Here is a 19,749-nt window from a genome sequence, read left to right on the forward strand (position 1 = left end):
GTGCCGCAACGTATTCTGGTGCTGGGTGCCAGCGGGTATATCGGTCAACATCTGGTGGCCGCCCTGAGCGCACGCGGGCATCAGGTACGGGCAGCGGCACGCGGCATTGAGCGCCTGGAAAAGCAGAATCTGCCTGGCGTGACCTGTCATGCCATCGACCTCACCTGGCCGCAGACGCTGGCCGCGCTGCTTGAGGGGGTGGATACCCTTTACTATCTGGTACACAGCATGGGCGAAGGGGGGGATTTTATCGCCCACGAGCGCCAGGTGGCGATGAACGTGCGTGACCTGCTGCTGGAACATCCGGTCAGGCAGATTATCTTCCTCAGTTCGTTGCAGGCCCCGGAACATGAGCAGTCCGACCATCTTCGTGCCCGGCAGCTCACCGCCGACACGCTGCGCAGCGCCGGGATCCCGCTTACCGAACTGCGGGCCGGGATCATCGTTGGCGCCGGGTCGGCCGCCTTCGAGGTAATGCGCGACATGGTCTACAACCTGCCGGTGCTGACGCCGCCGCGTTGGGTGCGCTCGCGCACCACGCCGATAGCGCTGGAAAACCTGCTGCACTACCTGGTGGCGCTTCTCGATCACCCGGCCACAGCGCACCGGGTGCTGGAGGCCGCCGGCCCCGAGGTGCTGAGCTACCAGCAGCAGTTCGAACACTTTATGCGGGTGAGCGGTCGCCGCCGTCCGCTGATCCCCATCCCCTTCCCGACCCGCTGGATCTCGGTGTGGTTTTTAAATGTCATCACCTCGGTGCCGCCCACCACGGCCAAAGCGTTAATCCAGGGGCTGAAACACGATCTGCTGGCGGATGATCGCGAACTGCGGGCATTGATCCCGCAAAGATTAATCCCTTTTGATGACGCGGTACGCAATACGCTGAAAGAGGAAGAGAAGCTGGTGAACTCCAGCGACTGGGGCTACGACGCCCAGGCCTTCGCCCGCTGGCGTCCGGAATATGGTTACTACCCGAAACAGGCCGGATATACGGTAAAAACCACCGCCAGCCTGCGCGCCCTGTGGCAGGTGGTGAACCAGATCGGCGGCAAAGAGCGCTACTTCTTTGGTAACGTCCTGTGGCAAACCCGGGGGATGATGGACCTGCTGGTCGGGCATAAGCTGGCGAAAGGCCGCCCGGCCGCGCCATACCTGCAAACCGGCGATGCCGTCGACAGCTGGAAGGTGATCATCGTTGAGCCAGAGAAGCAGCTGGCGCTGCTGTTTGGCATGAAGGCCCCCGGCCTCGGGCGTTTGTGCTTTACCCTGAAGGACAAAGGCGACCACCGGGAGCTGGACGTGCGCGCCTGGTGGCACCCCCACGGTATGCCGGGTCTGTTCTACTGGCTGCTGATGATCCCGGCGCACCTGTTTATCTTTCGGGGTATGGCGCGGCGTATTGCTTTTCTGGCAGAACAAAACCCAGAAAAAGTCTGATTTAAACTCCGAATCTTTCACGTTTCCCATTGCATACAGGCGTAATTCACGGAAGAATGCGCACGAAATTCTTTCAATACAGTGGATCGATATGAAGGTACTGGTTACCGGCGCCACCAGCGGCTTAGGCCGCAATGCGGTGGAGTTTTTGCGCAATAAAGGCGTCAGCGTCCGGGCCACCGGTCGTAATGAAGCGATGGGTAAATTGCTGCAAAAAATGGGCGCAGAGTTTGTCCATGCCGACCTGACGGAACTGGTCTCTTCCCAGGCAAAAGTGATGCTCGCCGGCATCGATACGCTGTGGCACTGCTCCAGTTTTACCTCCCCGTGGGGCACTCAGGAAGCCTTCGATCTGGCGAACGTGCGCGCCACCCGCCGTCTGGGCGAATGGTCCGTCGCCTGGGGCGTGCGCAACTTCGTGCATATCTCCTCGCCGTCGCTCTACTTCGACTACCATCACCATCGCGATATTCAGGAAGATTTCCGTCCGGCGCGCTTCGCCTGCGAGTTTGCCCGCAGCAAGGCCGCCAGCGAAGAGGTGATCGATCTGCTGGCGCAGTCCAACCCGCACACCCGCTTTACCATCCTGCGTCCGCAGAGCCTGTTTGGTCCGCACGACAAAGTGTTTATTCCGCGTCTGGCACAGATGATGCATCACTACGGCAGCGTGCTGCTGCCGCGCGGTGGGGATGCGCTGGTGGATATGACCTATTACGACAACGCCATTCATGCCATGTGGCTGGCCAGCCAGCACGAATGCGACGGGCTGCCGTCCGGGCGGGCGTACAACATCACCAACGGCGAACCGCGCTCGTTGCGCAGCATTGTGCAGCGGCTTATTGACGAGCTGAACATTCACTGCCGGATCCGCTCCGTGCCCTACCCGATGCTGGATATCATTGCCCGCAGCATGGAACGTCTGGGCAATAAAGCCGCCAAAGAGCCTGCGTTAACCCACTATGGCGTGTCGAAACTGAACTTTGACTTTACCCTCGATACGCAACGCGCGGAGAGTGAGCTGGGCTATAAGCCGCTGGTGACGCTGGATGAGGGTATTATGCGCACCGCAGCATGGCTGCGGGATCACGGTAAGTTACATCGTTGATGAACGCTGGCGGCGATACGTCAGCTGCTGGTATTTCTGCCACACTTTATGAGCGTAAAGCATCCGCTGCGGGTAGTTCTCTTTCTTTAACCCCGCGTTATACGCCCCCACTGCCTCCCAGTTGTAACCGTACACCCGAATCATCGCCGAGAGGATCGAGGCTCCGACCATAACGGAGGTACAGGGCTCGCGCATCAGGCGGTACTCGTCGATACCGACGCGCTGCAGCGCCGGAAAGTGCGCGCTGTTAATCTGCATCAGCCCGACGTCCCGCGTGCCATCCCGGTTCCAGCCCACCGCCCGGGGGTTCATGCCGGACTCCACTTTGGCAATGGCAAACAGAAGCCAGGGATCGACGTGATAGCGATGCCCCGCGTTATTCCAGCAGTTCGCCAGGGCGCTCTGGCTGAACAGCAGGAAAATAAAAACCAAATTTTTCATTCGCTTAACCACAAGAAATAAAAAGACGGGAGACTGGCCCCCGTCAGATCCGGTGCGGACGATTATTGACAATCGGCTGCCGCGCCCTCTTTCACCCAGACGTCGTTCTGGCCCGGTTTGTCCCCCTTCGTCCACCATTTCGCGCGGTAGACGTTGCCTTCAAAGGTGGTGGTGTCGCCGCCGTTGTAGGCCACCTCTGGACGCCAGTCGAATCTCACCTGGCTCATCAGCTCCCACGCATCCACGCCGAAGCCCGGCTGGTTACCTTTGGTCCAGTACTTCGCTTTCCAGACCAGGTTATCAAAGCTGACGATATTGCCGCTGGTGTAAACCTTGCTGGCGCTCCACGCCGCATAGTTGCTGGCATTTGCATCCCCGGCGCTGGCGCAGCTGCCCTCATCGGCAGGTGGGGTGTTGTCCTCTGGCGGGGCGATCTCCTCGTCGCTCGCTTTTGGCGTGACGGTGACGCCCACGTTGCCCTGCACGCTGGTTTTACCGTCGCTGACCAGCACATTCAGGTTGTAAGCGGTTTCGCTGCTCACGTCCGGGGCGATAAAGCTAAGGTTCGCCGTATCGCTACCGGTGGCGTTCACGTTACCCGGTACGCTCCAGGCGTAGGTCAACGCATCGCCATCAGGATCCACAGCCTGCACGTGTAACGACACGGGCTGACCCGCTTCAACGGTTACCGGCTCCATGGTGTTGAGTACCGGCGCCTGGTTAGCTTGCGGGGCTTTGTTCACCACCTGCACGTCGGCGGTGCTGCTCAGCCCCTTGCTGTCAGTGACGGTCAGACGGAAGGCGAAGGTCTGGTTGCTGGCAACCGCGCCCACCTGGAAGGAGGCTTTCTCACGGGTGCTGTTGGCGATCGTCACCGGGGTACCCGAAATCTGCGTCCACTTCCAGGTCAGGGCATCGTTGTCCGGGTCTGAAGAGGCAGAGCCGTCCAGGGTCACGGTCGCCGGGCCGGTTACGGTGACGTCGTGGGCGGAGGCGACCGGCGCATGGTTAGTCGTTACCGGCTCATCGCTACCGGAACCGCCAGCCAGCAGGCTTTCATTCATCGCGTTGAGGATGTCGCCGTTATCCGACTCCAGCGACCAGGCGAACAGGCCCCCGAGGTTTTTGTTCAGCACAAATTTGCCTTTTGCCTGCACGGAGCGGGCATCGTCATAGGTGATCAGCGTGCCGCTGCTCTTGTTGAACAGGTATGGCGCTTCCGCGGTAGCGTCATATTTATATTCCCAGCCCGCTTTATCTTTGTATTTGTTGACGATATCACGGTAATCGACGATGCCTGGTTCCCAGGAGCCTGGGATCGCGCCGGTGGCGGTGCCGGTAAATGGATTGTCGCCGGTATAGCCGTGAACGCCGGTCCAGCCGCGACCGTACATCGCCGCGCCGACCACGATTTTACCCGGCTGGACGCCCTGGGCCAGCATCGCGTTCACGCTGCCTTCGGTCGTGACGCTGTTCGGTTTCCAGGTTGGGGCATAGACACCGGTCTGGTGGCCGAGGTCGGTCATGCTCCAGGAGCCGTAGAAGTCATAGCTCATCAGGAAGATGTAATCCATGTACTTCTGCGCCGCGTTGTAGTCCACGTTGGCGATTTTGGCTTCGCCCGCGCCGATGGCGGAGGTCAGCTCATAGGTGCGGCCGGTCTGCGCCGACAGGTCGTTGAGCATGGCGCGCAGATCGCGCATCAGCAGGGTATAGGTCTCTTTATCCTGCTGTGGGTTACCCAGGGAAGGGTTTTCACCGCCGCCGCCCGGGAATTCCCAGTCGATATCGACGCCGTCATAAAATTTCCAGGTCTGAAGGAACTCTTTCACCGAGGAGACAAAGCGGGCGCGGATGGCGTTGTCGTGCATGCGGAAGAAGGGATCGGAAAGCGTCCAGCCGCCAACAGAAGGCAGGATTTTCAGCCCCGGATGGGCTTTTTTCAGCGCCATCATCTGGCCGTAGGTGCCTTTGTAAGCGTCGTCGTAATTAGAGACGCCCGCCTGCGGCATCTGCAGCGCCGCCCACGGGTCGTGGATCGCGACGGTATAATCTTCACGGCCTTTACAGGCTTTTTTCAGCGCCTCCAGCGCGTTACCGGCGCTGGCGTTAATATTGTCGCCGCAGACGGGAATAAAGCCATAGATAATATGGTTGAGGTTAGCGGCCGGAATTTTATCAATGCTGAACTTACGATCGTATACGCCCCACTCCGGGTAGTATGCTGCCACCACTTTATCGGAGTGTTTAGCGAAGGATTTGTTATTTTCCAGCAGCGGAGCGTTCAGCGGCAGCAGATGGCTGCCGTCGGTATCAGCCACGATCACCAGCTTGCTGTCGCTGGTGCTGCAGCCGCTGTCATTACAGAGCTGTACCTGCTCCTGGTAGCGTCCGCCCTTTTTTACCTTAAAGGTGGCGGAGCCGGCCGCGCCCGCCGCACCGCTCCAGACCACCTGGCCGTCGAGCAGCACTTTGGCCGAGGTTGGCGCATCGCCGGTCCAGACATTCCACTCAACCTTAACGTCTGCCCCGTCGTTCACTTTCACGAGGCTGTTATAGTCCTGAGCGGCCTGGTCAATCTCAACGATGGCATATTTATCATTGCCGTTCGTCAGCATCGCTTTACCTGGCACTGCCGCAAATACCGGACTCACTGCCGCCGCGACAAATAAAGCCAGATATTTAGGCTGCATAATTTTCATTATTCATTCCTTTTAATAAACGTGAACTTAAACAGACCATGCGTTCCATACGCCTGGTAAAAGAGGTAATTAACCCGGAATAACAATATCGCCCGGCGAATTATTTTTCGCGTTTTCGCTTTCACGAAAAAAACTCAGGAATAACTTGACCAATGAATTAAAAAATGGGAAAGACGTGCTGCAAAATAAATATGAGCAGCCCGGCGAACGCCAGAAATGGGCCGAACGGGATAAAGTGGTCGTTCCGGCGCTTAAAGCAGATCGCCCAGCCAACAATACCCCCGCCCGCCGCAATCAGCAGGAGTGAGGGTAACGCCTGCCAGCCGCACCAGGCGCCCAGCGCCGCCAGCAGTTTAAAATCACCGTAGCCCAGCCCTTCCCGCCCGGTCGCCAGACGGTGTCCCCAGTAGACCAGCCACAGCGTCAGGTAGCCCGCCACCGCGCCGTACAGCGCATCGGCGAGTGGCACTAAATGCAGATGAAGGTTTAACAACAGCCCGGCCCACAGCAGGGGCTGGGTCAGGGCGTCGGGCAACAGCCGCTCGCGCAGGTCGATAACCGCCAGCGGCAGCAGGCCGCACCACAACAGCCACAGGGCAAGCATCACCGGTAGCGACGGGCTCAGCCAGGCACTTATAGCAAAGAAGAGCGCGCTGAGCAGCTCCATCAGCAGCAGACGCGCGGGGATCGGCGTCTTACACTGACGACAGCGCCCGCGCAGCAGAAGCCAGCCGATCAGCGGGATGTTTTCCCACGCGCTCAGCCTGTGCTGGCAGGCCGGGCAATGGGACGGCGGATAGAGCAGATTTCCTGCCCCGGCCTCTTGCCGGATCCATGCGGGCAGCCGCTCCGCCACCACCCCGAGAAAGCTGCCGAAAATGGCCCCCAGCCCGGCGCTGGCCGCGCAAAATCCCGGCAGAGCCTGCCCGTGCAGCAGAGCCTGGGTGCTCATGCGCTTTTTTTCCAGGTCAGCTGGATCTCCGCCTTAACGTCACTGCGGCGATCCACCGGGTCCATCGTGATCTTTTCCAGCCGCACCCCGGTGGTGAGATTCATTTCGCGCAGCCAGTTTTTAAGCACGTAGACGTTCACCCGATTAATAACAAATGATAATGACTGGCCGTCCTGACGGACATCGTTCAGCGTCAGGTTGATCTCATGGGCGCTGTTCTCCAGCGCAGTGCGGGGGTTGGTGGTTTTCAACTGCTGCACCTGCAGATGGTTTTTCTGAATTTCGTCGCGCATCCAGCGCAGGGTCTCCTGCTGTCGGTTCAGGGTGGCTTGACTGCGGGCGATCGTATTATCCAGCGGCACCATACCGCCGTAATACACCGCCGCGCAGCAGAGTGCCGCCGCGCCCGTTTTGATCAGATTGCGTTCCCGCGCGCTGTACTGTTGGTAGCGCGCTTTTAATTGTGCGGCTTTGGTTTTCATTTATATTTTCCTGTCACCATCGCGGTATAGGGCGCTGACGTGGAAATAGGCTGCAAGGTAAAGGCAAAATTACCGCTCGCCTGCTGGACAAAGTTTTGTAGCTGCTGCGGATCCTGCGCTTTTACGCTCAGCGTCAGGCTATTTTGCGTGTTGTCATATTCGACGCGTTCAATTTCCATCCCCGGCACGTCGCGTTTAATCTGCTCCAGCACCTCAAGCTGCTGAAACAGCCCTTTCTTCTGCTTTTTTAAATTCTGTCCAAAATGGTATTTGATGTTGGTCTGCTGGCGCACGCTGGGGAAATGGTGCTGATAGAGCTGCACGATCTCCTGTTGAAGCAGGTTCTCCTCCTGCACCAGCAGCCACGCCGTCGCCACGCGCGGGCCAGTAAGCAGCCCCACGCAGAGCAGCGCCATCGCCGCACTCGCCAGGCGGATTTTTTTCACCGCACCGGCGTCGGCCCGCAGGCCGAATTCGCCGTGCAGCAGGTTGACGCGGCTGTTTTTCCAGCCGGACTGGATCAACACCAGCGGGTGCTGCCAGGCCAGGGTCTCACTACAGATGACCCCCTCCGGGGCATCGCCGTAGCAGCGCACCGGATCGGCGGTTTTCGCTAGCAGCAGCGGCAGCATGGTGGCGTCCACCTCGCAGGCCCCCGCGCTGGCCGTGCGCAGCCAGTAGCTCTCCTCCAGCGGCACCAGGGTGCTGTAGCCAGGCTCCGTGGGCAGCAGCCAGCCGTCGGGCAGTACCTGAATAACCTTCAGACCCGCCTCGTCAAAGCGCGCCAGCCACTGTTCCAGCCGGTCAGTGTCGATGGCGACGGCATCCACTTCACACCCTTTTTGCTTTAGTACCGTCCAGTGAAGGTTGTCGACGTCGCCAATCAACGTCTCCTCCGCCATCCAGGAGAATGCCGCCGGCTGGCTCTTTTTCGCCAGCGTAAAATGGCGGAAGACAGTCTCGCTCGCGGGAAGGAGCAGACAGATGCGCGATGCCAGTGGATGCGTCGCCAGCTCGTTCAGGGCCTGGTGACCGCCCAGGGCCATCACCTGCTGACTGTCCGATTCACACCACCATACTTTCGCGTCCTCGCGGCTATCGGGACGCACAAACATTACCTGTTTCATAGTCTCAGACTTGTGTTATTCAATCATTCGGTAACGACGCTGCCAGGTTCTGACCTCGCCTGCGTCTTGCTCTGCCCGCAGCTGGCTGACCACGCGCAGGGTTAATTCATCGGTATTGCCGGTGTAATTCACCTGGAAATAGCGGCTGGTGACGTCAAACCAGTCGGCGGCCTGTTTGAGGTCGTCCTTCAGCTGCGGGGCGTTCTGCGCCAGCGTCTCGCTGAACGCGTTGACGCTCTCCCAGCCCGCCTCCGGTCGCGCCTCAATCACCCGTTTCGCCTCTGCTTCGGTTAGCTTGCCGGGGAACAGCGCCGCCAGCAGACCCGCCTGTTGCGGCGGCAGGGTGTTGACATCCACCCTGCTGCTGGTGGTCGGCAGGGCGCAGAACAGGTTGCGCGCCTTCGCCCAGGCTACGGCAGGAAACGCGGGCAACAGTTTGAGTTCATTGAGGTTGCGCATCATCCGGTTCGCCGGCAGACGCGCGGGCTTGAGGCCCGCCCAGGCGTCATCCTCCCTCCCCTCGCTGGCGGTAGTGGTGTCCTCGTCGAGGTAATCCACCAGCTGCAGGTAAATCTCCTGTGCCATCATCGTGCTGACCCCGCTGTCCACCAGCAGCCGTTCAACGATCTGCTGCTGGCGCGGTTTTTCGGTATCTGCCGCCGCGGGCGGCGTTTTTTCCTGGGCCCCTGAGTCAGGCACCGCTAGCAGGTTATTGACGTTAAAACAGTTCTGGGCGTCCTCCACCTGGCTGACCAGGGTGTAGTGCTCGCCCCGGGTTTCCAGCGGCGCATGCCACTCGCCTTTCAGGGTCAGCACGTTTTTCTCGCCGCCGGTGGCGCTCAACAGGCGTGCGTTGATTACTTGCTCCTGACGCAGCATCGCCCAGCGCAGCTGCTGCTGACTCACCTGATAGTGGGTTTTCTGCAGATTACGGCAGAACTGCTGGCTGATGCGGGCGGCCAGCGCCGACATCATTACCAGCAGGATCAGCACTACCAGCAGGGCGACTCCCTGCTGTTTGCCTGCTCGCTTCATGGCTGTGTCTCCGCGGCGGACGGGGTTTCAGGGGCCGGCGGCGCGGTTTGTGCAGATTCTGACGTTGCCGCGTCTGCCGGGACCTCCGTCGGTTTATCCGCTGACGCGTCCTTCGGCTTTTCCACCTCCTGCGGCAGATCGCCCGGCGTGGTAAAAACCCAGCGCCAGCGCTCGCCGCTTAGCATCGTTAACGTCAGCTCCACGCCGTCCGGCTGGTGGTCGCTGTCGTGCCAGGCTTTTTGCCAGCCAGACTGCCAGAAACGCCACTGAAGAGATTTCACCTCGTTGACGATCGGCACTTCGTCCGGTTTCGTGCTGGCCGGGCCGTCAAAGAACGGCCAGACGTCGCGCCACAGGCGATTGCCTGCCAGCCGCCAGCGCACCCGCTCCAGCTGCACCTGGCCGCTGACGCCGTTCAGGGTCGTCATCTCCAGGGCGTTATCTTTCACGAAAAACGTGCCGCTACCGTTACGCGGCGCGACGCCCTGTAACTGAAAAAAGTCCCGCTCCAGCAGGTTCCAGGCACGTTGCAGCTGATTGAGCTTTGCCGCACTGGCATCGGTGGCAGCGCTGGTGCGCATCGCGCCATCGAGAATTTGCCAGGCCAGAGTGCTGATCACTGCAAAAATGGTCAGCGCAATCATGATCTCCAGCAGGGTGAACCCCTGCTGGCGGCGTGTCGTTTTCACTTTTGCTCTCCTGGCGGGACGATATCCAGGGCGATCACCGGCTGGCTGTCGTTCCCTTCGGCCCAGACGCTGATCCGATCCACCAGCCCGTGTTCGGCGGTTTTGACCCGGGCTTTACGCCACGTCCAGCTGCGCCCGCCCTGGGTTTCGCTCCCCTCCTCTTCGGCATCGGGAAAGTCGCTCTGCATCAGGTGCGCTTCTGCGAGCTGGTTTTCCGCCACCCAGCTGGCCTGCAGGGTATCCGCCAGCCCCCAGGTAAAGCGGACGTTGAGCGACACCGAGTTCATCAGCGCCAGCGCCGCGGTGGAGAAGATCACCAGCGCGACCATCACCTCCAGCAGCGTCATCCCCTGTTGCTTTACCTTAGCCATTGTTTTCTACCGTTACCGGCGCCGCACCCTGGGAGATCACGCGAAACGCGTGCTGTTTATCGTCACTTTGCAGCGACAGGGTGAAGCGGCTGATTTCGCCATCCGGCAAAAAAAGAATCTGCGGGTCGGCATCCCGGGTGGCCGCCAGCCGCTGGGGCGAGAGCGACACGTGCATCCCCTCAGGAAAACGCCCTTCGGTCGCGATGCGGCCAGCGGTTAAGGGCACCCAGCCCCGCCTGCCGTTTTTCTCTTTGAAGGTCACCAGCTGATAACGATCGGCGGTGATGGTCAGGCCGATAATATTGCCGTCCATCACCGCGCGATCGGAACCATATTCAACAAGGGCTTTTAATTGCTGACCAAATATATCCGCGCCGCTGCGCGACGGAATAGTGGAAACCACCATCATGGCGCAGCTGGCAAATATCACCAGGGCAAGAATAATTTCCAGCAACGTAAAACCGCGTTGTGTGTTCATTATTTTTTATCGAGTGACCAGTTAGTAATATCGTCAGCGGTATTGGCTTCGCCATCCGGACCGGGAGAGAAAATATCCACCGCGCCGTGTTCGCCCGGGCTGACCAGAATATAATCGTTGCTCCAGGGATCCTGCGGCAGGCGGCGAATATAGCCGTCAGCGCGATAGCCGTTCGGGATTGGGGCGATTTCGGGTTTAGTCACCAGCGCCTGCAGGCCCTGCTCGGTAGTGGGGTAGCGATGGTTATCGAGTTTGTACATATCCAGCGATCCTTCCAGCGCGACAATATCGCTGGTGGCTTTCTGAATATCGGCTTTCTCTTTATTACCCATTAAATTCGGCACCACCATACTCGCCAGCACGCCGAGAATAACAATCACCACCATTAATTCGAGCAAAGTAAAGCCCGCCTGGGACGCCAGGTATTTTCGTTTCATCGCCATAATTAACCTACCATGTTATTAAGTTGCAGAAGCGGTTGTAATATTGACATCACAATAAAGAGAACAATGGTCGCCATGGTGACCACCAGTGCCGGCTCAAATACCGACAGCGTTAAGGTAATTCGATGCTGTAATGCGCATTCCTGGTTTTCTGCCGCGCGATCCATCAGGTTACCCAGTTCGCCGCTCTCTTCGCCGGAGGCGATCATGTACAGCATGGTTGGCGGGAAAAGCTGCGCCTGCTCCAGCGCGGCATAGAGTGATGCCCCCTGGCGGACGGTGTCCGCCGCCTGCTCCAGCACCTGCCGGGCATAAAGGTTTTCAATCCCGTCCATCGCGATATACATCCCCTCCAGCAGCGGTACGCTGCTGGCCTGCAGGATGCTCAGGGTGCGGATGTAACGCGCGCTGTTAATCGCGCGCACCAGCTTTTTCACCGGCGAGCCGCACACCAGCCAGCGGTGCCAGATAAAGCGGTTGCGGTGCTTCTTCAGCCAGCTTTTAAAGCCGATAAAGCCCGCCGCCAGCCCGCCGGCAATAAACATCCCGTACGCCTGCAGGAAATCGCTCACCGCAATCAGCGTGCGGGTGGTGATTGGCAGCTGCTGTTTCATGTGGGTGAACTGCTCGATCACCTGTGGCACCACCGCCACCAGCAGGATGCAGATCACCGCTACCGCCACCACCGTCAGGGTGATGGGGTAGACCATCGCCTGGCTGAGCTTGCTTTTCATCTTCTGGCGCTGCTCGTTGTACTCCGCCAGTTTTTCCAGCACCTCGCCGAGATGGCCGGTTTTTTCCCCGGCCATCACCAGCGTACAGTAGAGTTTATCGAAGGTGCGCGGGAACTGGCTGAAGGCGTCAAACAGCGTGTGCCCTTCCACCACCTTGTCGCGGATGTCGTTCACCATTGCCGCCAGCTTTTTATCTTCCGACTGCCTGGCGATGGCCTTCAGGGCGCTTTCCAGCGGCAGCGCGGCATTGACCAGGGTGGAGAGCTGACGGGTAAACATCGACAGCATCGGCGTTGCGAGCTTGATCCCTTTGTGCGCGCTACCGGCTGCGGCCTGTTCCCGGGTCTGGGTAATAGTCAGCGGCATCAGCTTTTGCTCGCGCAGCGCCTGGCGCACCTGCTTCAGCCCTTCCGCCTGCAGGGTGCCGCGCTGGGTTTTACCCGCCGCGTTGGTCGCGGTCCATGCGTACCATGCCATTACTCGTCACCCCCGCGTTCGGCAGTGACGCGCATCACCTCTTCCAGCGACGTCACGCCGGAGATCACCTTCAGCAGACCGTTTTCGCGCAGGCTGTGCGCCTGGCTGAACAGCTGGGTTTCGATCGTCATTTCGTCTTTGTCTTCGTGGATCGCGCGGCGCATCGCGCTGTCGACCACCAGAAACTCGTGGATCCCCGCCCGCCCCTGATAGCCACTCTGACGGCAGTGTTCGCAGCCCACCGCCCGATAGATTGCCTTCGGGGTGACGGCCATAAAGCTGAACAGCGCTTTTTCGTTCTCGTCCAGCGGCGTGGTGGTGCGGCAGTGGGTACAGAGCCGACGCACCAGACGCTGGGCAATGACCCCAAGCAGGGACGAGCCGATCAAAAAGGACTCCAGCCCCATATCGCGCAGGCGGGTAATGGCCCCGGCGGCGCTGTTGGTATGCAGGGTGGACATCACCAGGTGCCCGGTGAGGGAGGCCTGTACCGCGATCTGCGCGGTTTCGCCGTCACGGATTTCGCCGATCATCACCACGTCCGGATCCTGGCGCAGGATAGCGCGCAGCCCGCGGGCGAAAGTCATGTCCACGCGCGGGTTAACCTGGGTCTGTCCCACCCCTTCCAGCTCGTATTCTATGGGATCTTCGACGGTCAGGACGTTGCGCTCATGGCCGTTCAGCGCCGACAGAATGGCGTACAGGGTGGTACTTTTCCCGGAGCCGGTCGGTCCGGTAACGAGGATGATGCCATGCGGACGGGCTATCAGCGCTTTCAGCTGCGCCAGCTCGCGATCGATCAGCCCCAGCTTGTTAATGTCCGGCTGCAGGCTGCTTTTATCCAGCAGACGCATCACCACCCGCTCGCCATACTGCGAGGGGATCGTGGAGACACGCACGTCAATAGCCTTGCGGCCGATGCGCAGCGAGATACGGCCATCCTGGGGCAGCCGTTTTTCGGCGATATCGAGCTTTGACATCACCTTAATACGCGACACCAGCAGCGGCGCCAGCTTGCGCGCCGGTTGCAGCACCGGACGCAGCACGCCGTCAACGCGAAAGCGAATGCTCAGGGTGCGCTCGAAGGTTTCAATATGGATATCCGAGGCGCCATCTTTGACCGCTTCGCCAAGGATGGCGTTGATCAGGCGGATCACCGGCGAGTTCTCGTCGTTATCCAGCAGATCCTCGTTGTCGGGGATCTCCTCGGTTAACGCCAGCAGATCGATGTCGGCGTCCATGTCATCCACCAGCTGCTGGGAGACGCCGCTGTTCTGCTGCCAGGCCCGGGTCAGCATCTCATCGAAGGCTTCAGCCGACAGAATGGTCGGGGTAAAGGGGCGCCCCAGCACCCGCCGCATCTCCAGCAGGGCAAACGCCGGAGCGTCATCGCGCAGCCAGACCTGCCCCTGGTAAAAGAGGATACCGTGCGTCCGGGCGTAGTTGCTGCTGCAGAGATCGTGACTCAGTTGCATTTCGTCCATGTTGCGCCTCGCCGTTACTCTTTGAAGGGATTGCGGCTTTTCGCCGATGCAGAGCCTGCCGTCGTCGGGTACGCGGGGAGTACAGCGTTGCTCTCCGGCGCGACGATGCCAAACTTGCTCTCCTCCAGGCGCTGCTGCTGACGGGCGCGGATCTGATCGTATTTCTCTTTCGACGAGGCGCTGTAGGCATCTTCGTCACGCAGAACCGTGGTATGGATAAAGACCATCAGGTTGCGCTTCGAGGTGTCCTGGGAGGTGTAGCGGAACAGCTGGCCGATCAGCGGGATATCCCCCAGCAGCGGCACCTTCGAGACGTTCTGTTTGGTGACGTTCTCCATTAAGCCGCCGAGGACCACCGTCTGCCCGCTGTGCACCATGACTTCGTTATTGATGGTACGGGTGTTGAAGGTGGGGCCGAGGCTGGCATCTTCCGTCGCGCTGGCATCCACGCTTGACACTTCCTGCTCAATCTTCAGGTGGATGATGTCGCCATCGTTGATCTGCGGAACAATCTTCAGCTTGGTGCCGACCGTTTTACGCTCCACCGAGTTAAAAACGTTATCGCCGCTGGTGGTCTGGGAACCGGACAGCACCGGCACATCCTGCCCGACGTTGAACGACGCCTCTTTGTTATCCAGGGTGACGACGCTCGGGGTCGAAAGAATGTCGTTTTTCCCGTCGGTGGCGAGGGCGGTCATCAGCGCGCCAAAGTCACCGTTAAAGAAGCCGGTCGCCATGCCGGTGAAGCTGGTGCCTTTCAGGGTGCCCGCTTTCACCTGGCTTATCGGCAGCCCGGTCGAACCAAACTGCACGCCGCCGTGTTTGCCGGTCCACTGCACGCCGAGGTCGAGGCCGTTGCCATCCTGCACTTCGGCAATGATCGCCTCCACCAGCACCTGTGGACGGCGGATATCGAGCTTGTCGATCACCTTTTCCAGCGAGTTCATGACGTTAGGCTGGGCGGTGATCACCAGCGAGTTGGTGGCCTCATCAGCGGTAATGTTCAGATCGCCGCTGGCGGAGGCGGACTTGCTTTTCGCCGACCCCGACTTGTCTTTCAGCTGCTCGCCAATTCCCGTCAGTACCGGCACCACTTTGCTGGCGCTGGCATATTTCAGGTAGAAGACGCGGGTATTGCCTTCGTTGTTTTGCTCATGATCGAGCTGATTAATCAGCAACCGGGTGCGTGCCCGGGCCGCTTCCGGGCCGCTGATCACCAGGCTGTTGGTTTCATCGTCGGCCACCACCTTGGTCGCCAGCTGCGGCGCATTCTGCCCCTTCTGCTCTTCATTGTTGAGATTGTTCAACATGTCGCCGAGGGATTTCGCCGACGCGTAGCGCAGCGGCACGATTTCGCGGCGCTGAACGCCGGAGCGATCCACCCGCTCCACCAGATCCACCAGCCGGTTCACCACCGAGGCGCGCCCGGTCAGCAGCAGCACGTTGGAGGGTTCAAAATGCACGACGTTGCCGATACCGGAGGCGTCGTTCAGCTGGCGAAGCAGCGGGGCCAGCTCGCGTACCGGCACGTTCTCCATGCGCACCACGCGAGTGATAATCTCATCGCCCTTGCCGGGGTTTTTACTGTCGGCCACCGGCACGCCGGCGGTCCGCGCCACGCTGGAGCGCACCACCTTCACCATGCCGTTATCCATCGGGATCACCGTCAGGCCATAAACATCCAGGACGCTGAGGAAGAACTGATAATATTCCTCCTCGGTGAGCACGTTGTAGGTTCTGACAGAAACGGTGCCCTGAACGGATGGATCAACCAGAATCGTTTTATTCAGGTTGCGACTTACCGTATCGATAAATTCGCGGATATCGGTATTCTTAAAACTGGCGCTGAAATTAGCCGCCAGTAGCGAACTGGAAAACAGCGAGGCGGCAGTCAACGCCAGACACGCCCAGGGAATTTTCTTCATGGCTTTACACTTGTTAATTGTTTAGAACATTAACCCGAATATGTTCAAGATGAGCGTGACGTTTAACGACAAACTCCGCCTCTCTCATTTTCGACCAGCTGGCGATAATATTTTTCGCCTGTTCTTCTTTCGTCATGTCGACGGTATTCACTTTCACAACCACATCCCCTTTTTTCAGCCCGCTCTGGCTAAAAAAGGAGGACGCATTCCTTGGCTTTATTTGATATCCCTCGAGATGACCGTTGTCGAACCGGGGTTTCAGCACTAAATAATCGTTGAGGTGTAAATTCTCTGAGCCTGGATCGGCCTGCGGCGCAGGCGTGGGGGCACTGTTCACATCACCTTTAAAATAGTCGGGGCGTTTAATCGCCAGCGTCTGGTGGCTGCCCTGATAGTTAATGACGACGTTGTCGCGGTTGATCTCTTCAACCCAGGTATCGGGAAAGCCCGTCAGGCTCTCACCTTCGCGATAGCTCTGCTGCCCGGAAGGGGTCTTGATCACCGCAAACGACATCCAGGCCTCGTCACTGCGGATAATGCCTTCTACCTCGGCATTAACTGGCGCCTGCACCGTCCGCTGTGGAGCCGGCTGGCTCACCGCGGGCTGGAAAAGGGCAAAATCCTGCCCTTGTTCCGGATTCATCTTTGACACAGGATCGGCTTCCGATAATTTATCGCCGACCTTTTTATACTCTTTTAAGACAACGTATCCCTGTTGACCGCTGAATATCAGAAGAATAAACATTACACAGGGCGTTATCAGGCCATAAAGACGCTGCATCTTCATTATTAACGGACCTTTTACACGCAGAAACTGACAGCAGGCGCTGCTTAAGAATGACCTTAATACTAATTACCTGACAGGGCGTGCTCCACCGGGATTGCCAGCAACTTTAGTGCAGAAAAATATTGACCCGCCATAATCCAGATGATAGGTCGTTATTCAGGTTATTTTTCTCCTGTCTGCAAATTGAACATGCCGGTGACATCCCTTATTTTCGGCGGGGAATATCTGTTTTAGTCATCCCCGGGGTGTGTCGTTATGTATCTGAGCCATTTTAAATTTGCAGGCCAGCCTTTTTGTAAGGTGACCCGTTCAGCGGGTGAGTTCTTCGTGCCTTATCACCAGGATGTGTTCGGCATGCTGCGGGAAAAATCACGCATACCGGGGATTATCGGGCTGTTTTCCGACGACGAAACCCTGCTCGGTCAGTTCAGCAGCGAGCTGCTGGCGCAGACCCCCGGGGTGGCGGTTAATGCGTTCCCCAGGCTGAGCGCCAGCGACCTGCTGTATAAACTCAACCCGGACAACACCGATGCCAAAAACCGACTTCATGCCATTGATGCCGTGCTGCGCCAGTGGCATGAGGCGTTTCCCTCCTGCCGTAACCAGGGCCTGGTGCTGAGTCTCTCGGCTATTCAGGCGATGCGGGATAACGGCTGGGAGGTTCTGGGCATGCTGTTGTCCCGCGCGCAGGAATGCGGTCTGCCACTCACCCTGCTGCTGACCGGTGCTGCGGATCAGGAAGCGCGTTTGCTGACCCATTCCGGCCTCGGCGCCCGGGTACATACACGCCATAGCCTGCGCGCCCTTACCGGCCGCGAGTGCCTGCATTATGTTCAGGCGCAAATCACCCATCAGGGTGCAGATATTTCACCCTTCACCCCGGCTCACATCCGTCGGATGCAGGCGCTGACGAAAGGGTGCGTCAGCCAGCTGAACGCGCTGGCGCATCTGGCCCTGCTGGCCGCATGGACTGAACGCGCCGGGGTGGTGGGGGCTCGTCATCTGCGTCTGGCGGCGGGCGAAGTTCTGCCGGTCGCGCGAAGCAACAAACGTCTGGCGGCGATGGGGCTGCTCGCCTGCGTGATGTTTGCAGCCTGCGGCTGGCAGTTTTCTGCGGCCATCACGGCGGCGCTGCCGTTCACACCGCCGGTGCCTGCCCGCTGGAGCCCGCCGGTGAAACGTCCGCAGGTGCCGGTGCAGCCGGCCATCGATCGCGAGGTGGTGAATCAGGCGGATGCCATGCATCAGCTATACATCATGTGGGGTTACGACGCCTCCGCCGGGGAGGCGCTGTGTCAGAATGCCGGGCGGGTGAATCTGCAGTGTAAGCAGGGTAATGCTCCGTTGGCGACGCTGGAGCAGGAGGGCTATCCGTGGATCGGCGAGCTGAAAACCGGGGATCACCTTAACTACGCGGTGGTGGCGCGGGTCGGAAAAGACACCCTCGATCTGTTGATGAATAACCGCACCTGGCAGGTGAGCCGAAGCTGGTTTACCCGACATGCCACCGGTCAATATACCCTGCTGCACCGCCTGACGCCGTCCGGTAAAGAGGCAATCGGCGCCGCCAGCGACAATCAGGATCTGGACTGGCTCGACACCCAGCTGAGCCAGGCGCTGAATGAACCGGAAACCCACGCCCATCGCTGGACCCGGACGCTGGCAAACCGCACCCGCGCATTCCAGCAAAATACACACTTACGCGTCGATGGTCTGGCGGGGGAAGAGACCCTGATGCAGCTGATGCGCGTTAACCACATCGCCCCGGCTCTTGTGACACCCTTGACGCAGGGAGAGACACACTGATGTCCACTATCTGTCTGGCTGCCCAGCGCAGCTATACCCTCGGTGAGGCGGTATGGTTCTCGTACCGCCTGCCCGCCATGCGAAAAGTGCTGACCGGCCTGCTGGTCAGCGTGATTTGTCTGTGCGCCATGCTTGCGGCAGGCGTTTACGCTCACCTGCTGCGGGACTTACGCCATCCGGCACCCGCCAACAAACCGGTTAAGGTCGTCAAACCCGACGTGCAGCTGTCGGATATGCACTACGTGTATGTGTCAAAACCCTTCCCGACGCCAGAACCAACGCCATTACCGGCCCTGCCGCTGCCTGCCCCCGACGAGAGCCCGGTGATGGATAACAACGCCGACTGGCAACAACCTCCGGACGGCCAGATTCAGGATCGAACCCTGCCCGCCGCGCATGACAATTTTCACACCCCAACGTTGCAGGAACGCTTGCTGCAGGCGGTGAAAGAACAGCAATTAGACTATTCTCAAGGGAAGATCCCAGCCGCACCGGAAGAAGAAACCTCAGATATCGGCCAGGAGGATAAAAATTCTCCTCCGGGGATGACCGAAGGAGATGACAGACGGGAATTTCAGTAGCGCTCGGGGAGGGAATTAATTGAAACCAGCTTGCCCTTTTCAACGACGATATATTGCCCTTTCTTCAGATCCGAGAGAATTTTAATAATGGTACTGCGCGCCAGGTTAGTGTATTCCTGAATATAGTCATAAACATTAACATCACGTTTATGTTGAACGATCAGGTCGTTTATTTCTAACAGGAATTCGCGCACCACGGAATAGGCACTACGGGCCACCAGAACATCATCACGTTTGCTGAGAATATTGATATACCAGACCAGCACCTGAGTGAATTCCGCCCAGAGATTATGCTCGCCAATCAGACGTTCAAAATCCGTTTTTTTGATGGTTCGGATCACCGTGTTGGTGCGGGCCAGACCGTACATGCGGCTCGCACTACTGTAGATAGCGGAGACGCCCAAAAAACCCGAATGGCGCATAATAAACATGCTTAATTCGTCTGATTTACGGCGGATCTCCACCTCACCGCTTATCACAATGTGAATATAATCAGGGTCAGCGGTAATAATTTTCTGCCATTTCTTTAACGTTTTTTCCGGACATTCTGCAGTTGCAGCAACAATCGCATCCATCGCCTGTTGCGGGCGGTTATTTTTACTGTATATGCTTAACATAAGTATGCCTGTAAATGTTTCTTATTTAAAAGAGACCGGTGCGACCTTCCTGTCGCAACAGAATTTAGTGACCACG

Annotated in this window: 19 protein-coding genes; 4 read left to right on the forward strand and 15 right to left on the reverse strand. The window is 58.8% G+C overall.

Annotation, left to right across the window (positions count from 1 at the left end; genetic code table 11):
- Together MXM41_RS09290 and MXM41_RS09295 are read left to right on the forward strand one after the other, a co-directional pair.
- Complete coding sequence (locus tag MXM41_RS09290; RefSeq protein WP_325931450.1) at positions 1 to 1,437, forward strand: SDR family oxidoreductase; 1,437 nt, start codon at positions 1 to 3, stop codon at positions 1,435 to 1,437.
- Between the two features lie 91 nt (positions 1,438 to 1,528).
- Complete coding sequence (locus MXM41_RS09295) at positions 1,529 to 2,542, forward strand: NAD(P)-dependent oxidoreductase (protein WP_325931452.1); 1,014 nt, start codon at positions 1,529 to 1,531, stop codon at positions 2,540 to 2,542.
- On the opposite strand, the gene iagB is transcribed toward MXM41_RS09295, so the two are convergent.
- The 14 genes from iagB to gspC all read right to left on the reverse strand — a co-directional run bounded on the left by iagB (position 2,531) and on the right by gspC (position 16,627).
- Positions 2,531 to 2,983: a type III secretion system invasion protein IagB gene (gene iagB / locus MXM41_RS09300; protein ID WP_325931454.1), complete on the reverse strand. Its 453-nt coding sequence runs from the start codon at positions 2,981 to 2,983 to the stop codon at positions 2,531 to 2,533. The genes MXM41_RS09295 and iagB overlap by 12 nt on opposite strands.
- 62 nt (positions 2,984 to 3,045) lie before the next feature.
- Positions 3,046 to 5,685 (reverse strand): glycosyl hydrolase family 18 protein, encoded by a 2,640-nt coding sequence (locus MXM41_RS09305; RefSeq protein WP_325931456.1) that lies wholly within the window; start codon positions 5,683 to 5,685, stop codon positions 3,046 to 3,048.
- Between the two features lie 157 nt (positions 5,686 to 5,842).
- Positions 5,843 to 6,637 (reverse strand): A24 family peptidase, encoded by a 795-nt coding sequence (locus tag MXM41_RS09310; protein WP_325931458.1) that lies wholly within the window; start codon positions 6,635 to 6,637, stop codon positions 5,843 to 5,845.
- Positions 6,634 to 7,119 carry a type II secretion system protein M gene (locus MXM41_RS09315; RefSeq protein WP_325931461.1) on the reverse strand — a complete coding sequence of 162 codons (486 nt, stop codon included), beginning with the start codon at positions 7,117 to 7,119 and terminating at the stop codon, positions 6,634 to 6,636. The genes MXM41_RS09310 and MXM41_RS09315 overlap by 4 nt, the downstream gene beginning before the upstream one ends.
- Positions 7,116 to 8,246 carry a type II secretion system protein GspL gene (gene gspL, locus MXM41_RS09320; protein ID WP_325931463.1) on the reverse strand — a complete coding sequence of 377 codons (1,131 nt, stop codon included), beginning with the start codon at positions 8,244 to 8,246 and terminating at the stop codon, positions 7,116 to 7,118. The genes MXM41_RS09315 and gspL overlap by 4 nt, the downstream gene beginning before the upstream one ends.
- A 15-nt stretch (positions 8,247 to 8,261) precedes the next feature.
- On the reverse strand, positions 8,262 to 9,281 hold the full coding sequence (gene gspK, locus MXM41_RS09325) for a type II secretion system minor pseudopilin GspK (RefSeq protein ID WP_325931466.1): 1,020 nt from the start codon (positions 9,279 to 9,281) through the stop codon (positions 8,262 to 8,264).
- Positions 9,278 to 9,970, reverse strand: a complete 693-nt coding sequence (gspJ, locus tag MXM41_RS09330) for a type II secretion system minor pseudopilin GspJ (RefSeq protein WP_325931468.1) — start codon at positions 9,968 to 9,970, stop codon at positions 9,278 to 9,280. The genes gspK and gspJ overlap by 4 nt, the downstream gene beginning before the upstream one ends.
- Entirely contained in the window at positions 9,967 to 10,341 is a 375-nt protein-coding gene (gene gspI / locus MXM41_RS09335; protein ID WP_325931470.1) for a type II secretion system minor pseudopilin GspI, read from the reverse strand. The genes gspJ and gspI overlap by 4 nt, the downstream gene beginning before the upstream one ends.
- Positions 10,334 to 10,819: a type II secretion system minor pseudopilin GspH gene (gene gspH / locus MXM41_RS09340; protein WP_325931472.1), complete on the reverse strand. Its 486-nt coding sequence runs from the start codon at positions 10,817 to 10,819 to the stop codon at positions 10,334 to 10,336. Before gspH ends, gspI begins: the two co-directional genes overlap by 8 nt.
- Positions 10,819 to 11,262 (reverse strand): type II secretion system major pseudopilin GspG, encoded by a 444-nt coding sequence (gspG, locus tag MXM41_RS09345; protein WP_325931474.1) that lies wholly within the window; start codon positions 11,260 to 11,262, stop codon positions 10,819 to 10,821. The genes gspH and gspG overlap by 1 nt, the downstream gene beginning before the upstream one ends.
- Positions 11,263 to 11,264: 2 nt before the next feature.
- A complete protein-coding gene (gspF, locus tag MXM41_RS09350) occupies positions 11,265 to 12,473 on the reverse strand; it encodes a type II secretion system inner membrane protein GspF (RefSeq protein ID WP_325931476.1) in 1,209 nt (402 codons plus the stop codon).
- Complete coding sequence (gspE, locus tag MXM41_RS09355) at positions 12,473 to 13,948, reverse strand: type II secretion system ATPase GspE (RefSeq protein ID WP_418936779.1); 1,476 nt, start codon at positions 13,946 to 13,948, stop codon at positions 12,473 to 12,475. The genes gspF and gspE overlap by 1 nt, the downstream gene beginning before the upstream one ends.
- 23 nt (positions 13,949 to 13,971) lie before the next feature.
- Positions 13,972 to 15,882, reverse strand: a complete 1,911-nt coding sequence (gene gspD / locus MXM41_RS09360) for a type II secretion system secretin GspD (RefSeq protein ID WP_325931482.1) — start codon at positions 15,880 to 15,882, stop codon at positions 13,972 to 13,974.
- 13 nt (positions 15,883 to 15,895) lie between these two features.
- Positions 15,896 to 16,627 carry a type II secretion system protein GspC gene (gene gspC / locus MXM41_RS09365; protein ID WP_325931912.1) on the reverse strand — a complete coding sequence of 244 codons (732 nt, stop codon included), beginning with the start codon at positions 16,625 to 16,627 and terminating at the stop codon, positions 15,896 to 15,898.
- A gap of 297 nt (positions 16,628 to 16,924) precedes the next feature.
- Between gspC and MXM41_RS09370 the strand changes: the two genes are divergently transcribed.
- Both MXM41_RS09370 and MXM41_RS09375 read left to right on the forward strand, forming a co-directional pair.
- Entirely contained in the window at positions 16,925 to 18,475 is a 1,551-nt protein-coding gene (locus MXM41_RS09370) for a peptidoglycan-binding protein (protein WP_325931484.1), read from the forward strand.
- A complete protein-coding gene (locus tag MXM41_RS09375; protein ID WP_325931486.1) occupies positions 18,475 to 19,056 on the forward strand; it encodes a hypothetical protein in 582 nt (193 codons plus the stop codon). Before MXM41_RS09370 ends, MXM41_RS09375 begins: the two co-directional genes overlap by 1 nt.
- On the opposite strand, the gene MXM41_RS09380 is transcribed toward MXM41_RS09375, so the two are convergent.
- Complete coding sequence (locus tag MXM41_RS09380) at positions 19,050 to 19,673, reverse strand: helix-turn-helix domain-containing protein (RefSeq protein WP_325931488.1); 624 nt, start codon at positions 19,671 to 19,673, stop codon at positions 19,050 to 19,052. The two genes, MXM41_RS09375 and MXM41_RS09380, sit on opposite strands and share 7 nt — an antisense overlap.
- Between the last annotated feature and the right edge of the window lie 76 nt (positions 19,674 to 19,749).

It is taken from the genome of Leclercia adecarboxylata, assembly GCF_035787115.1.
Lineage (GTDB): Bacteria > Pseudomonadota > Gammaproteobacteria > Enterobacterales > Enterobacteriaceae > Enterobacter > Enterobacter adecarboxylatus_E.

Excerpts from the sequence above, each read along its gene's own strand:
- MXM41_RS09315 (WP_325931461.1), bottom strand. The coding sequence starts at position 7,119 with ATGAAAACCAAAGCCGCACAATTAAAAGCGCGCTACCAACAGTACAGC.
- gspH (WP_325931472.1), bottom strand. The coding sequence starts at position 10,819 with ATGAACACACAACGCGGTTTTACGTTGCTGGAAATTATTCTTGCCCTG.
- gspE (WP_418936779.1), bottom strand. The coding sequence starts at position 13,948 with ATGCAACTGAGTCACGATCTCTGCAGCAGCAACTACGCCCGGACGCAC.
- gspD (WP_325931482.1), bottom strand. The coding sequence starts at position 15,882 with ATGAAGAAAATTCCCTGGGCGTGTCTGGCGTTGACTGCCGCCTCGCTG.
- MXM41_RS09375 (WP_325931486.1), top strand. The coding sequence starts at position 18,475 with ATGTCCACTATCTGTCTGGCTGCCCAGCGCAGCTATACCCTCGGTGAG.
- iagB (WP_325931454.1), bottom strand. The coding sequence starts at position 2,983 with ATGAAAAATTTGGTTTTTATTTTCCTGCTGTTCAGCCAGAGCGCCCTG.
- gspI (WP_325931470.1), bottom strand. The coding sequence starts at position 10,341 with ATGGCTAAGGTAAAGCAACAGGGGATGACGCTGCTGGAGGTGATGGTC.
- MXM41_RS09295 (WP_325931452.1), top strand. The coding sequence starts at position 1,529 with ATGAAGGTACTGGTTACCGGCGCCACCAGCGGCTTAGGCCGCAATGCG.
- gspF (WP_325931476.1), bottom strand. The coding sequence starts at position 12,473 with ATGGCATGGTACGCATGGACCGCGACCAACGCGGCGGGTAAAACCCAG.
- MXM41_RS09380 (WP_325931488.1), bottom strand. The coding sequence starts at position 19,673 with ATGTTAAGCATATACAGTAAAAATAACCGCCCGCAACAGGCGATGGAT.
- gspG (WP_325931474.1), bottom strand. The coding sequence starts at position 11,262 with ATGGCGATGAAACGAAAATACCTGGCGTCCCAGGCGGGCTTTACTTTG.
- gspC (WP_325931912.1), bottom strand. The coding sequence starts at position 16,627 with ATGTTTATTCTTCTGATATTCAGCGGTCAACAGGGATACGTTGTCTTA.
- gspK (WP_325931466.1), bottom strand. The coding sequence starts at position 9,281 with ATGAAGCGAGCAGGCAAACAGCAGGGAGTCGCCCTGCTGGTAGTGCTG.
- MXM41_RS09370 (WP_325931484.1), top strand. The coding sequence starts at position 16,925 with ATGTATCTGAGCCATTTTAAATTTGCAGGCCAGCCTTTTTGTAAGGTG.
- MXM41_RS09305 (WP_325931456.1), bottom strand. The coding sequence starts at position 5,685 with ATGAAAATTATGCAGCCTAAATATCTGGCTTTATTTGTCGCGGCGGCA.
- MXM41_RS09310 (WP_325931458.1), bottom strand. The coding sequence starts at position 6,637 with ATGAGCACCCAGGCTCTGCTGCACGGGCAGGCTCTGCCGGGATTTTGC.
- gspL (WP_325931463.1), bottom strand. The coding sequence starts at position 8,246 with ATGAAACAGGTAATGTTTGTGCGTCCCGATAGCCGCGAGGACGCGAAA.